This is a genomic window from Spirosoma panaciterrae DSM 21099 (assembly GCF_000374025.1).
Lineage (GTDB): Bacteria > Bacteroidota > Bacteroidia > Cytophagales > Spirosomataceae > Spirosoma > Spirosoma panaciterrae.
The window spans coordinates 14,552-29,648 of the sequence record NZ_KB893179.1; the positions used below are offsets into that span (position 1 = coordinate 14,552).

At 47.5% G+C, this 15,097-nt stretch carries 11 protein-coding genes; 9 read left to right on the forward strand and 2 right to left on the reverse strand.

Annotated features, from left to right (window positions below):
• The first annotated feature begins 148 nt into the window (after nt 1-148).
• Together B153_RS0110345 and B153_RS0110350 are read left to right on the forward strand one after the other, a co-directional pair.
• Nucleotides 149-958: an oxidoreductase gene (locus B153_RS0110345; protein WP_020596630.1), complete on the forward strand. Its 810-nt coding sequence runs from the start codon at nt 149-151 to the stop codon at nt 956-958.
• A 12-nt stretch (nt 959-970) separates the two neighbouring features.
• Nucleotides 971-1,822, forward strand: coding sequence for a helix-turn-helix domain-containing protein (locus tag B153_RS0110350; protein WP_020596631.1), 852 nt, complete (start codon nt 971-973; stop codon nt 1,820-1,822).
• 19 nt (nt 1,823-1,841) lie between these two features.
• Here B153_RS0110350 and B153_RS0110355 read toward each other — a convergent pair whose 3' ends face one another.
• Entirely contained in the window at nt 1,842-2,171 is a 330-nt protein-coding gene (locus B153_RS0110355; RefSeq protein ID WP_020596632.1) for a transposase, read from the reverse strand.
• 309 nt (nt 2,172-2,480) lie between these two features.
• On the opposite strand from B153_RS0110355, the gene B153_RS0110360 reads away from it, so the two are divergent.
• From B153_RS0110360 to B153_RS0110385, 6 genes are all read left to right on the forward strand, one after another.
• Nucleotides 2,481-4,292, forward strand: a complete 1,812-nt coding sequence (locus tag B153_RS0110360; RefSeq protein ID WP_020596633.1) for an acyl-CoA dehydrogenase family protein — start codon at nt 2,481-2,483, stop codon at nt 4,290-4,292.
• A 245-nt stretch (nt 4,293-4,537) separates the two neighbouring features.
• Nucleotides 4,538-4,876: a PadR family transcriptional regulator gene (locus B153_RS0110365; protein WP_020596634.1), complete on the forward strand. Its 339-nt coding sequence runs from the start codon at nt 4,538-4,540 to the stop codon at nt 4,874-4,876.
• Nucleotides 4,873-7,557, forward strand: a complete 2,685-nt coding sequence (locus tag B153_RS0110370) for an ABC transporter permease (protein WP_020596635.1) — start codon at nt 4,873-4,875, stop codon at nt 7,555-7,557. Before B153_RS0110365 ends, B153_RS0110370 begins: the two co-directional genes overlap by 4 nt.
• A 9-nt stretch (nt 7,558-7,566) precedes the next feature.
• Nucleotides 7,567-8,295 carry a YqjF family protein gene (locus tag B153_RS0110375; RefSeq protein ID WP_020596636.1) on the forward strand — a complete coding sequence of 243 codons (729 nt, stop codon included), beginning with the start codon at nt 7,567-7,569 and terminating at the stop codon, nt 8,293-8,295.
• 85 nt (nt 8,296-8,380) lie between these two features.
• Nucleotides 8,381-8,863, forward strand: coding sequence for a GyrI-like domain-containing protein (locus B153_RS0110380; protein ID WP_020596637.1), 483 nt, complete (start codon nt 8,381-8,383; stop codon nt 8,861-8,863).
• 112 nt (nt 8,864-8,975) lie between these two features.
• Entirely contained in the window at nt 8,976-10,154 is a 1,179-nt protein-coding gene (locus tag B153_RS0110385) for a Gfo/Idh/MocA family protein (protein WP_020596638.1), read from the forward strand.
• Here the strand turns inward: B153_RS0110385 and B153_RS0110390 are convergent.
• A complete protein-coding gene (locus B153_RS0110390) occupies nt 10,151-12,145 on the reverse strand; it encodes a sensor histidine kinase (RefSeq protein WP_020596639.1) in 1,995 nt (664 codons plus the stop codon). The two genes, B153_RS0110385 and B153_RS0110390, sit on opposite strands and share 4 nt — an antisense overlap.
• Nucleotides 12,146-12,784: 639 nt before the next feature.
• Here B153_RS0110390 and B153_RS0110395 point away from each other — a divergent pair.
• On the forward strand, nt 12,785-15,088 hold the full coding sequence (locus B153_RS0110395) for a TonB-dependent receptor (RefSeq protein ID WP_026262051.1): 2,304 nt from the start codon (nt 12,785-12,787) through the stop codon (nt 15,086-15,088).
• The last annotated feature ends 9 nt before the right edge of the window (nt 15,089-15,097 follow it).

Consider the following 15,097-nt stretch of genomic DNA (forward strand, 5'->3'; position numbering starts at 1 on the left):
CCTTCACGATTAGTCTACCTGGAAGAGGATCCCTCCTAAGTTAGCATAAAAAACGTACACTGGACTTTTCAGAAAACTAATTTGGACTTTTCAGAAAAGCCGTGCGAAAGAGCGTAATCTAATTTTGCCTCATAAACAAGTAACAACTATGGCAAAGACAGTTTTAGTTACAGGCGCTTCGGCAGGAATTGGAAAAGCAACGGCTATTTTACTAGCCCAGAACGGCTACACCGTCTATGGGGCTGCACGCAGAACCGAGAAAATGCAAGATCTCAGCAGTTACGGCATAAAGCCAATTGCGCTGGACGTAACCTCAGAGGAAAGCATCGTTAATTGTGTGCAACAAATTACCAAAGAAGCCGGATCGATTGATATTCTGGTCAATAATGCCGGCTTCGGTTCGAGTGGGGCGGTAGAAGATTTACCCATTGACGATGCACGGTATCAGTTAGACGTTAATTTGTTTGGGGCCATGCGGTTGACTCAACTAGTGCTACCAGCAATGCGGGCCAATAAATGGGGCAAAATTGTGAATATTTCGTCCATAGGCGGCAAAGTTGCCTTTCCGCTAGCCGGTTGGTATCATGCCAGCAAGTTTGCGCTGGAGGCCTTGAGTGACAGCTTACGTATAGAAGTAAAACAGTTCGGAATTGACGTCATTGTTATTGAGCCAGGCGGGATAAAATCAGAGTGGGCCGACATTTCCAATGAAAAAATGACCGCCGTCTCAGGACATACAGCCTACAAAGACATGGTGGCCTCCACGCAGAAAGCCACCACGAACCTGGCTCTCCCGGAACCAATCGTTATTGCCGAACTGATCAAAAAAGGTATTGAAGCGAACCGTCCTAAAACACGATATGTCGGCGGCTATGGCGCAAAACCAATCCTTTTTTTACGGAAAATTTTGCCTGATACTTTGTTTCAAAAGGTAATTTTAAGTCAGACAAAAGGCTAATTCCCGAAGGGTATGCAACAGCCATCTCAACAACATATCGTTTTGTACGCCTGTACAAAAGACGAATTTGGGCACGATCCTTTTGTGTCCGAGCACTGGCTGGTACTGATTGTTTCGGGTAGCTCAGAGCTGTTTTCGCAGCAGGGGACTGTTTCACATCCCGCAGGGACACTGGGCTTGATCCGGAAAAATCAGCTGGTGAAAGCAGTGAAGAAAGTTGGTGATGCCCATACGTTTTCTTCTATTAGTATTTGTTTAGATCAAAAAACGCTACAGAAATTCAGCACAGACTACGGTGTTGTGTCAGACAGTCCGTACGTCGGCGAATCGAATGTGATCATGGACGTAGATCCGGTTATGAAATGCTACTTCGATTCGCTGATGCCGTATTTCGCGCAGCCCGAAAAACTGACCCCAACCCTTGCACACATAAAAACAATGGAGGTCATTGCGTTATTGTTGCGCAACACTTCGCTGAAAAACTTTTTGTTCGATTTCAGCGAACCACGTAAACTGGATCTGGAAGCGTATATGAATCGGCATTTTTCATATAACGTACCCCTTGCCCAATTTGCGAAACTGACAGGCCGGAGTCTTTCGGGATTTAAACGCGACTTTGCGGTCATCTTTCAGTCAACCCCTGAGCGATGGCTACAAAAAAGGAAACTGGAAATGGCCTATTTCCTCATTGCACAGAAAAAGAGAAAACCATCAGAGGTTTATTTAGAAACGGGCTTTGAAAATCTTTCTCATTTTTCCGTAGCGTTCAAAAAAGAGTATGGTATAAACCCCTCCGAATTGTTACGCCACCCCAGCGACATTACCCCGCCGGGTAACGGTTCATTCACTGCTCAGCCCGCCTAGGCAGCTCAGCAACACTCCTTTATAAATCGGAACATTTCCCGTCGGTCTTGGAGAAGATGCTGACCGCCGGGTTATATCGCGTGGCTTCGGCCATCCGATCCATTTGAGCTTCTCGAAGTTCTCGCTGCAACCTACGAATCTGCTGCTGCTCGTCAGTCAGTGTTGAATTGAGGAGTAGGTTTTGGTCAGTTTTTTTGTGGCGCTGTCTCCATTTGCTGATTCGTCCTGGATCGACGCCCAATTCGCGGGCTGCCTCTTGAATTGATCCTTTGGCGTAAGACAATTCGACAGCCATCTCTCGGAATGCTTCATCAAACGCACACGGTCCGCCGAGCGGTCGTTTAACCATGGTTGAATTGAAGTTTATACCTCAAATCTGCCAAAAAAAGTCTCCAGTCAAATGTAGCAACTCCAATCCTCAAAATGAGATGGCTATGTGTATTGATTAAGGCAAACGATGATTTAATCCGGTCGGCTAGTCATGCAGACCTAACCTAAGTGACGAATTTGATGGGCCGCCACTACAGTCCGTTTTTTAGATTTACCCACTTTTCCGATTATCCTTATATTAAAAAATCAATAGTATGCTTGCATACTATTTTTGAAATAGTTTTATTTGTTACGAAATAGTATGCAAGCATAACAAAATTCCTGACACATGATTGCGACAGAACCTAAGGCCTCAATCAAAGGGGGCGAATTTCTGATAAAAGAAACCGAAGCCTCACAGGTATTTATTCCCGAAGAATTCACTGAAGAACAGCAAATGATTGCGGCTACCTGCCGTGAGTTTCTGGAACGCGAAATTTGGCCACGTCTGAATGAAATCGACAATGCGAAATCGCCGGAGCTTATTTCATCGCTGATGGACAAAGCCGGTGAACTAGGGCTTCTGGGTACATCGGTACCTGAGCAATACGGCGGCTTTGGTACTAATTTCAATACTTCCATGCTCGTGGCCGAAACCACAGGAGCCGGACATTCGTTTTCTGTTGCCCTATCGGCTCATACGGGCATCGGTACCTTACCCATCGTATACTACGGCAACGAAGACCAGAAAGCAAACTACCTGCCTAGATTAGCTAGTGGTGAATGGAAAGCGGCTTACTGCCTCACCGAACCCGATTCTGGCTCCGATGCCAATTCGGGCAAGACCAAAGCGATACTGACCGAAGATGGCAAACACTATGTATTGAACGGCCAGAAAATGTGGATCACCAATGGTGGTTTCGCTGACCTATACATTGTATTTGCCAAAATTGAAGAAAACGGCCAGACGGATAAAAATTTATCAGCATTCATTGTAGAACGCACCTACGAAGGTATCACGATGAATGAACCTGAGCATAAGATGGGGATCAAAGGTTCCGATACTCGCCAGATCTTCTTCAACGATGTGAAAGTGCCCGTCGAAAACCTGCTGTCGGAACGCGGCAATGGCTTTAAGATCGCTGTAAATATTCTGAATATTGGTCGGATTAAACTGGGGATTGCGGCTGTTGGTGGCTCAAAAGAAGTGATTAACAACGCCATCCGTTATGCTAATGAGCGCAAGCAGTTTAAAACGGCCATTGCCAACTTTGGAGCCATCAAGCACAAACTGGCCGAAATGGCGATTAAAGTGTACGTTTCCGAAACAGCCTCCTACCGGGCTGGTCAGAACATTGATGATCTGATCGAAGACCTCAAAGCCAACGGCATGGAAGATGGCCCGGCAAAACTGAAAGCCCTCGAACAGTTTGCCATTGAATGTGCCATCATGAAAGTTCACGGCTCCGAAACACTCGATTATGTAGTCGATGAAGGAGTTCAGGTGTATGGCGGTATGGGGTATTCGGCCGATGCACCAATGGATCGGGCCTACCGCGATGCCCGGATCAATCGAATTTTCGAAGGCACGAACGAGATCAACCGGATGCTCATTGTCGATATGCTGCTGAAGCGGGCCATGAAAGGTGAACTTGATCTGATGACGCCTGCTATGGCCGTTGCGAAAGAGATCATGTCGATCCCTGATTTTAGCTCGGAGGAAGAGGAAGGCGTGTTTGTCGCCGAGAAAAAAGTGCTCAAAAACCTGAAGAAAGCCGCTTTGATGGTTGCCGGAGCGGCTGTTCAGAAGTTTATGATGACGCTATCGGACGAGCAGGAAATTCTGATGAACGTGGCCGACATGGCCATTGAAATCTACGCTGCTGAGTCAGTACTGCTTCGTGTTGAAAAACTAATAAGCACTAAAGGGGAAGAAGCCGTAGCCTTTCAGAAACAAATCGCGCTGGTGTATCTGCATGAAGCCGTTGAAAAAGTAGCCAGTGCCGGACGAGCCGCCGTCACATCGTTTGCCGAAGGCGATGAACTACGTGGTATGCTTATGGGCCTGAAGCGGTTTACCAAGATTGACCCAATGAATCTTAAAGATGCCCGCCGTCAGATTGCTGATGCGATGATTGCGGAGAACAAATACATTTTCTAACCATCAACAGCTAAAGTGTAGCGGGCCGACTCTGTTTCAGAGTTGGCCCGTTTGTTTATATACCTATTTTCATTGGCTTTCTTCATACCACAGGGCCTTCTTCAAATTGTACACCGACGGACAGCCTGTGTCCGCTTACGGACATGAACCCAAAGCCAAAACGGGCTCTATTAAACAGAAACGGTCATTTACAAAATTGGTCACCTATTTGCTATACAAATGAGTAGGATATTAACCAACTACCCATGAAAGGTTCTCAGTTAGGTGAATTTGAAGAGATTGTGCTGCTAGCCATCGCTCTGCTCTACGACGATGCCTACAGTGCGGCAGTCGTAGAGGAACTAAGCCAGCGATTAGAGCGCCCCATGAGTCTGGGCGCTGTACATCGGACCATGCAGCGGCTCGAAGAAAAGGGTTTGGTCCAATCTCGGTTTGGCGAAGCAACGGCCGAACGAGGTGGACGACGCAAACGATTGTTTACCGTCACTACCGCTGGTGAGCAGACGTTGCAGGAAGCGCGTAAAATTCGTAATGACCTCTGGGCCGACATTCCTAAAGCTGCTTTTGGAGGAGGCCTGGTATGAATTCGAACCACAAAGGAGACGAACTACGGCCACCCCGCTGGGCTTTGGCCGTACTAAAACGTCTGGCAGCGCCCCATTTACGCGAAGAGCTTGAGGGCGATATGGAAGAACTGTTCCACAAACGCGTCCATCGACACGGCTTCACCCAGGCCCGACTCCTGTACATCCTGGATTTACTTCTGTTGCTGCACCCCAGGCTCTGGCGACCGCAACCGGAACCCAGATTTACACCGCGCTATACAAAATACAGTGACGTTTCTAAACCCTCATCGTTTTCTCCTGTCATGATCCGTAATTATGTAACAATCGCCTTTCGGAATCTGGTTAAGAATAAGTCGTATTCAGCCATCAATATTGGTGGCCTTGCGGTAGGTATGGCAGTAGCCATGCTGATTGGTATTTGGATCAACGACGAAGTATCAGCCAACAAACACCATAAAAATTACGAAACCCTCTATCAGGTCAAGTTGAACCAAACATTCGACGGTCGGCGGGGTACGCAGGATGCCATACCGTATCCATTAGGAAATGAACTAAGGACCAAGTACCCAGACTTCAAGGCGGTGGCGATGTATGAGCGGACAGAAGGCACCCGTTCGTTGATTGTCGGGGAGCAGAAGTTTCTCAAACACGGGATTTATATCGGTGAGGAGGCTATTGACATGTTTTCGCTGAACATCCTGAACGGTGATCAAAAACCACTAAAAGAGCCCTATTCGATTGCCCTTACGGACGAAACTGCCCATACTCTGTTCGGCAATCAGAACCCGATTGGTAAGATCGTACGGCTAGACAATTCCGTTGATCTGAAGGTAACGGCGGTACTTGCCAAACAACCGGCTAATGCTACGCTTCAGTTTGATTTTCTGCTGCCCTGGCAGTTGATGGAAGCGAGGTACGAGTGGGCCAGAAACGCAACAACGAATTGGCGAACGAATGACTTTAGTGTCTTTGCCCAACTCAAAGACGGCATTGATCCGGCACAAACCAACGCGAAAATAAAAGATGTTGTTCTGAACCACTTGGCGTCGATTGACCCAATGTCAAAAAACCTTGTCAAGCCTGAGATTTTCCTGCATCCAATGGCCAAATGGCGACTTTATTCAGACTTTACCGAAGGAAAAAACACAGGAGGATTTATTAAATACGTTCGGCTGTTTGGCGTGTTTGGTCTCTTTATTCTGGTCATTGCCTGCATCAACTTTATGAATCTTAGCACGGCCCGTTCCGAAAAACGCGCCAAAGAAGTGGGCGTCCGTAAAGCTGTCGGTTCGGACCGTAAGCAACTCATTGGGCAGTTTTTGAGCGAGTCGACTCTTATAGCGGGTATGGGGTTGATCGTGGCGTTGATCATTGTTCTGGTATCACTGCCTTTTTTCAATACACTTACCGAGAAAAAAATGGCCATTGAATTCGGGAATCCTGTCTTCTGGAGCATCATGCTGGCTTTTACCGTATTCACAGGCTTATTAGCCGGTAGCTATCCTGCGCTCTATCTGTCTTCATTTAACCCGGTAAAGATTTTAAAAGGGGGCATTCATGTCGGTAAAAACGCTGCGATACCCCGCAAAATCCTGGTTGTTATCCAGTTTACATTTTCGGTTGTACTGATGATTGGCACCATCATCATTTATCAGCAGCTACAGCATGGAAAGAATCGCCCGCTCGGTTTTACCAAAGCTGGGCTCATTATGGTTAATTCTACGAAACATTTACTCGACCATTACGACGCCCTCCAGAACGAATTGTTGGCCACGGGCGCAGTAACCGCTACCTGCAAGACCAATGCACCACCTACACAATGGTGGAGTTCCAATAGTGGCTGGCAATGGAAGGGTGCTTCACCAAACGACGAATCGGTCATTTTTACAACCATTGCGACCAGTTACGATTACACCAAAACAATGGGCATTAAGCTCAAAGAAGGACGCGATTTTTCAAGAGAATTTGCGACCGATTCTTCAGGCGTCATTTTAAACGAAGCGGCCGTCAAACGTATGGGCCTGAAACATCCTGTCGGGGCAAGACTGCGCTGGGCCAATAGAGACTGGACCGTCGTTGGCGTAGCTCCTGACCTTGTATTAGAATGGTCGCCCTACCGCGACGTTGCCCCAATGACCATCATCTTTGCCAAAGATTGGGTCAATTTTATTGATGTACGCATCAATCCAGCAGTAGCCCCTTCGGTAGCGATCGCCAAAATCCAACCCATTTTTGATAAATACAATCCTGGCTTTCCGTTCGATTATAAATTTGCGGATACTGAGTATGCCAAAAAATTCCGTTACGAAGAACTCGTTGGCAATCTTTCGGCCGTTGTTTGTCTACTGGCCATATTCATTTCGTGTCTGGGTCTGTTTGGCCTGGCCTCCTTTATAGCCGAGCAGCGCACGAAAGAAATTGGGGTTCGGAAAGTGCTGGGCGCCAGCATAGCGAATCTGTGGGGATTACTGTCGAAAGATTTTGTTCTATTGGTTATTATTGCCTGTCTGATTGCTTCACCCATTGCCTGGTACGCAATGAATCAGTGGCTGGAAAATTATACCTACAAAATAACGATCCATATTGGTGTCTTTATAGCTGTACTGGCCCTGGCTTTGTTAATCACCTTATTGACGGTTAGCTATCAGGCGATAAAAGCCGCTTTGTTAAACCCAGTGAAGACGCTGAGAAGCGAATAAAAACAAAATATGGCGAAGAAGCGAACATTTCTCCGGGCAGAATGGCGTAATCTATTGATGATCAATTATGAAGTAGACCCAGCCATACTGATGCCGTATGTACCTCCTGCCACTGAACTGGATTTCTGGCAGGGAAAAGCGCTGGTCAGTATGGTTGGATTTCGCTTCCTGGAAACAGCAGTCCTGGGCATTAAATGGCCGTGGCACACCAATTTTGACGAAGTCAATCTGCGTTTTTACGTTCGGCATTTCGACGGGACGCAATGGAAGCGGGGCGTAGTGTTCGTTAGCGAAATCGTCCCGAAACCAATCATTGCCACGGTGGCCAACACACTCTACCACGAGCGCTATCGGGCGCTACCCATGCGCCATTCGATTCAAGCCATCGACGCCCATAACCAAACCCTTCAATATGAGTGGAAGTATAAAGGCCGATGGAATAAGCTGGGAGCAACGGTTAGCACTGCTTTACAAGACATGCCGCCCGACGGTGCCGAAGCGTTTATTTTTGAACACTACTGGGGCTATAACAAACTAAGCGAACAAAGCACGCATGAATACCAGGTCGAGCATGTTTCCTGGCAAATTGCCGATGTTCACAATGCCTTCCTGGATGCAGACATCGCCCGCTTATATGGTAGCGAATTTGTTCCATTTTTATCGCAACCACCACATTCTGCCTTTTACGCCGATGGATCGCCGGTCTCGGTCCGCATTGCGGGTAAACTTCATACTTAATTTCATCCGTTGGCAACACTACTGACATAAGGCTGTCACTACGCAGGTCGATCTTTGTTGTGCTCATTCACCAAAACAACAAATCATGACAACACAACTGACAATTCCCGAAAATGCTTTATCGGTAACCGAAACCCAGCCTTTCACCGCCCTTGGCTTCACAACCCGCGCCACCTTACAAACGCTCTCTCAACATGCTCCGGGGGTAGCTGAAAGCCTATACAAGGAAGCTAACCAACTGGGTCTGACAGTTGCCGGCCCAATTCACTGGATTTACACCGATGTCAACGGCGACGAAACCCATGAATTTCAGTTGGAAATTGCCCTACCCATTGCTCAGCCGGGAGCGCCATCCGAATCATTTTTCTATAAGGATTATCCTTCCTTTCGATGTGCCACCTACACCTATGTGGGTCCCTGGAGCGACTTGGGTGCGGTATATGATGCGTTGTTCAGTCAGTTTTATCGGGACGGTTATCAGAACGATGGCCGGGTTCGTGAGGTGTATACGGTTGTGGATCTTCAGAATCAGGCGAATTGCGTAACCGACATTCAGATTGGCCTTTAGCTAGTTAGTCGCTTTTACAGCTAAACAACAAAGACCCGAAGCTGGTAGAAAACCCGGTTTCGGGTCTTTGTTTAAGGCTCAGTCACTTACTGGGTTTACCAACCGGCTATTCATGAAAAAGCTACCCTCTACTTCCCGACGAGATTTTCTACGCAACTTAAGTGCCGGAGCATCGGCGCTTTCGCTTCCCATGCTCGGTTATGCCGAAAATGATTTTGTAAGGAATGAATCCAGTGGATTGTATTCCTTGCAACCAAATACCTTCGGCCAGGAATCAGGTCAGCCCGGTCGTAAACTGGGTATTGCTCTGGTTGGGCTTGGGTATTACAGTACCAATCTGCTGGCTCCGGCCTTGCAGCAAACGCAAAACTGCCGTTTAGCGGGTATTGTAACAGGCACTCCCTCAAAAGCCGAGCAATGGATGCAGAAGTACAACATCCCGAAAGCGAACGTCTACGACTACAAAACCTTCGACCAGATTGCCGACAATAAAGATATTGACGTGGTTTATGTGGTACTGCCCAACTCTATGCACGAAGAATATGTAGTTCGGGCGGCTAAGGCGGGCAAACACGTCATTTGCGAAAAACCCATGGCAATTACCCCTAAAGAATGTCAGAATATGATTGATGCCTGTAAAAAGGCAAACAAACAACTGGCTATTGGCTACCGGCTTCACTACGAACCATTTACCAAAGAAGTGATGCGACTGGGCCAGGAAAAAGTATTTGGAGCGGTTAAATTTATTGAAAGTAGCGACGGATTCCGCAGTGGCGACCCAAACCAATGGCGGTTGAAGAAAAGTATGGCCGGGGGCGGTCCACTTATGGATGTAGGCATCTACGCGGTTCAGGGGGCACGCTATGTAACAGGCGAAGAACCCACTTCCGTTACGGCTCAATTTGCCCCTAAAACCGATCCGCAGAAATTTAAAGAGGTTGAGGAAACCATGTTCTGGCAATTTGAATTCCCAGGTGGTGCGGTTTCTAACTCAACAACCAGTTATGCCGCCGGTGTCGAGCGACTTTATGCGTCCTGCGAGAAAGGCTGGTTTGAACTGTCGCCTGCTTTTGGGTATGGCCCCTTAAAAGGCCGTACCAGCAAAGGACCGATTGAACAACCCGTAGTGAACCATCAGGCCGCCCATATGGATGGCGTCTGTAAAGACCTGTTAGATGGCAAAAAACTACCCGATCATGTTACAGGCGAAGAAGGGCTTCGCGATGTCCGGCTGTTGCAGGCCATTTATCAGGCCGCCGAAACGGGCCGGAAGATCAATCTGAAAGCTTAGAACCCTAGTTTAATATTCTTTAAAGCCCCGCTCAACGGGGCTTTTTTTGTCCATGCTTTTCCAGAGAGTTTAGGAATTTTTTGGGTCGGTAAGGTCAGAGTGAACCGAGTGCCACTCTCCGCCGAGCTATCCACCCGGATCTGCCCTCGATTTCGATGAGTAAACTCACTCACAAGAATTAAGCCTAAACCCCGATTGGACTCGCTTAACTGGCTATCCTTAGGATGTGCCAATATCGACCGTACCGACGATAACATAGCAGGACTCATCCCGGGCCCCGAATTCCATACCTCAATACTGACCTGGGAGGGCTCTTTAATAGCAGCCTCAATCGTGAGTCGACCGGGTTGCCGATCCATCGCCTTGAGCGCATTGGCCACCAGATTCCGTATAATCAACTCCACCGCATTGGGGTCGGCATACACTTGAAGGCGTTCGGGACAATGCACGGCAAAGTCGACCGAATCGGAGTAGGCCAGGCTCTCAAACAGGCTCACCACTTCCCGAAGTTTGGGCGCTAACAGCAGCAGTTGTGGTTGGTAAGGCAGCTCCCGTCGTTGGGCCAGGGCCCAGCGCAGCAGGTTGTCGAGCATAAACTGGATACGGGTTCCGGCTTCATCAATGGCCTGAGAAAGTTTTTCAATGGCCTCATAGCGCTGGGTTTTCAGGTAGTAGCTTACTAGTTCGTTCATTCCCTGAAAGGCATGCATGGGTCGGCGCAGGTCGTGAGCAATGATGCTAAAGAAGCGTTCTCGAGATTTGTTGAGGGCTTTCAGTTGATTATTGGCCTGATAGAGTCGGTACAACAGAAACCCAACGATGGCCAGCACAGCCGCTAGGGCCAGCAGCATGAGCCGGGTTTGTTGCTGTTGTTGTTGCAGATAGAGGATTTGTTGTTGTTTGTGTTGGTCTTCATAGCGGGCTTCCAGTTCGAGCATCTTTTCGTCATTCTCGGCCAACAGAATCAGATCGTTGTGATATTGAATACTATCCGCCAGGCGATTAGCATTGAAATAATCCCCCTTTTGCATTAACAATTGCCGGTACTTGATATAAGTATCTTTTATGGGTATATGGTGCTTAAGGGGGGTACTTCGGATAAGCAGCGTTATCACATTCTGGCACAAGGCAATTCCCTCATCGGTGCGCTTGAGCTTATAACAATAGCCCGCTAGATTTTGACTTACGACGGTCATTTCCCAGAATTGGGCTGGTTTTAACTGCTTAAGGAGCTGTTTGCTCTGTTCATACGCCAGACTATACTGACCATGTAGATAATTACAATGGGCTTGTAGGCGACTAAACTGTACAAAGGCATAGTTGCAGGAAGGATTCTTATTGATCAATTCGAAGGCTTGGTCAAGGGCTTGTTGCATGAGGGCTGTCCGCTTCCCAGTCAGTATAATCCGATCCCAGATATACGCCAATTTGGCCACCAGAAAATCATGTGGATCATGGGTGATAGCCAGAATCTGATCAATTTTTGCTAAATATTCCCTGCTGACCTGCGTCTTGGAGTATACCTTATATTGATGGTTTTTTACATTAATCAGCACTAATAAACCATAGGTATTTAAGAGGCCCGACTGATCGCCAAGCACCTGAAAAGCCTGTAGAGCCTGATTAGCATATAACGTCGTTTGGCCACGATAGTCCAGATAGTAATGGGCAAAGGCACGGATGTACTTATAAGCTGCATCAGCCGTCTGATCCTGGTATAATTTAGCCAGGCGGCTAATCTCAGGCAGGTATTTCCCCACCTTATCATGATACGCCCAACAGTATGTTCGCTCTAGCGTAATCAGGTTCCTGAGTCGATCCAAAGAGGGAGCGGGGTAAAGCACTAGCCATTGTTCCAGGCTGTCTGGATTAGCAATCGGGTGCGTATCAGCAAATTCGAACGACTGAGCGTTAGCAATCCCGCCAATTGGCCCTACAAAAAGCAGAATGAGTATGATGGAAATTAATCCACCAATAGACTTGAGTTTCATGCGCAATAGCTTTTGTCTATAAGGCAAAAGAGGCCACACTAGAAATAAACACGTAAAAAATTGATTGTGAGCGAGTCGTAGATGTTGAGCAAATGGCCGGGCAAGAAACCCGGTTCATTAATCAAAGCAAGCTTGGTAGTTGCAACCTTTGTTGAGCCGTTGACGAGATGAGTGTCTACCACAGATCTCCCTATTTTTAATACTAGTCCCGTTTTGCCGTGTAGAGCCAAACATAGGCTTGTTATCAATGTGGCCTATTTAGTGACTTTTACAACAAATACCTTTTATATAATAGCTAAAGTACAAAACTACAGATTAACTTCTAGCACATATACGTCTCATTAAATTTTCCTGTTTGAGACCATCTTATTCCCTTCTGCTGCAAATGGGAAATTAGGTGCCTTTCCGTAGAACTACCCTACTTGTTGGCCTAAGCAAATACATTCAGGCTTAGACAGGCCACGACGAGACAGGTTGGATTATTGAGTAGCTCCAGTTTACTGAAAGCAAAAATTATTAAGACAAATTCTAAATAAAGCTTGATAAACCCAGCAACAATCCTTTACCTTTGTTCATTATTTTTAATTAGTCTATTTAATAATAAATTTCTTTAACGATAAGCCATTGACTACCCGGATCATGAAACAAGTCTGTACGAATCGCTTTTTTCAATTGTACTTACTGGTCCTATTAAACTCATCTGTAGTCTGGGCGCAGCAAAGCACTAGTCATACAATCAAGGGCACTGTTCTACTATCCGACGGTAGGCCGGGCGCGTTGGCTACTATACAGGTCATCGGCACCCAAAAAGGTACAATAACCGACGCGCAAGGACATTTTACCGTATCAGAGCTATCTCCAGGGAAACATGAGATTCAGATCTCAATGATGGGTTATACAACTCTACGACAAGATGTTACGGTAAGCGAAAATCAACCCCTCCAATTCACGGTCAGACTACAACCCACCACGAATCAACTGAATGAAGTTATCGTAACAGGCCAATACGAACCCCAGTCATTGAAGAAATCGGTTTACAATGTCCGGGTTATTGATCGTGAACGCATTCGTTTGCGGGCTGCCATGAACGTAATGGGTATTCTGAACAATGAACTGGGTTTTCGATTTTCTAACGACCTTACCTTAGGCACTACCGATGTACAACTGATGGGGATGTCGGGCCGCAATGTCAAAATTCTGCTGGATGGATTGCCTATGGTTGACCGGGGCGACACCCGGGAAAGTCTCAATCAAATCGACATCAACAGTATTGAGCGTATCGAAATTGTCGAAGGCCCTATGTCAGTATCCTACGGGTCCGATGCGCTGGCGGGGGTGGTCAACATTATCACTAAAAAGCCCGGTAGCGAACGGCTGAGCGTTAATGCCCGAATTCAGGAGGAAACGGCCAATAAAGACTATAATCTGCTCACCAATCAGGGACTTCATATCCAGAATGCAGGCATTACCTGGCAAACGAAACGCTGGAATCTATCGGCTGGCGTGACCAACAACACATTTGGTGGCTGGCAGGGGCAATCGGAAGGCCGAGCAAAAGACTGGTTGCCCAAAGATCAATTGTTCGGTCACGGAAAAATTGGGTATCGTACCGAGGCTCTGAACATCTACTATCGGCTGGATGCGCTAAAGGAAGATCTGTTGAGCCAGGGAGTCGAAAATCTTAACACCCACCTGGCTCGTGACCAGAAATACATCACCAATCGGTATGTTCATCAACTTCAGGGCGACTGGAAACTGAATGACCAGCTCCAACTCAATGGACAGGCTTCGCTCACGGATTATCAGCGCCGTACACAAACGACGATTCTGGATGTAACGACCAACCGACGTACACTTTCGCTGGGCCAGGGCGAGCAGGATATTGCCACGTTTACCAGCCAGACCTACCGGGCAACCGCTACCTATAAGGTTTCATCAGCCGTTTCGCTACAACCCGGAATCGATATAAATCGGGATGCGGCTTCGGGCGACCGAATTTCAGGCTCACCCAGCATCAGCGATTATGCATTTTTTGTTTCCTCAACCCTTAGTCCAACTACACACATCAGCATTCGTCCGGGATTGCGTTTCATCAAAAACTCGGTCTATGAGGCTCCACCCGTTATACCTTCCCTAAACACCAAATTTGCGCTTACTCCTACCCTCGATCTGCGTTTAGCCTACGCTCGGGGCTTTCGCGCACCCGCTCTACGAGAACTGTATTTTAATTTCTTCGACGCCAGCCATTCCATCCGGGGCAATCCAAATTTGAAAGCCGAACGATCAAACAGTTTCAATGGATCGCTGGTGTGGCAGGCAACACATAAGGTCAAATCGACACTAGGCTTTTTCTACAACGATTTCAACAATCTGATCACCTACGGAGTCGACCCCAGCGACCCTCACATTACCACAACCATCAACATTGACCGCTTCAAAACAACGGGCGTTACGCAGGAAAACGCCTTTTCCTGGAAAGCCCTTCAGGCCACGGTCGGCTTTTCGTACATCGGTCGCTACAACAATCTACTTACCGAAACAGATACCACGACCTATGCAGAAGGCAAACTTCCCACATTCATCTGGTCGCCAGAGGTCAATGCGAATCTGACCTACACTCTGAAAAAACTCGATACGAAGGTTAGCTTTTTCTACAAATACACGGGCAAACGGCCCAGCTACCTGGCGACCGTAACTGCCGATGGCAGGGTTTCGGCGGTACTAACCGAAATAGCAGCCTTCCATTGGGCCGATCTGACCCTGACCAAACCCATTGCCAACTACCTGACCCTGACTACGGGAGTCAAAAACCTGTTCAACATCACCCGGCTAGCCAATACATCGACCGATACAGGAGGGGCCCATAGTTCGGGTGGCCCCTCTCCTGTCAGTTACGGGCGCTCTTACTTCCTGGGCCTTGCTTTCCAATGGTACAAAAACTAATCGCCCGTC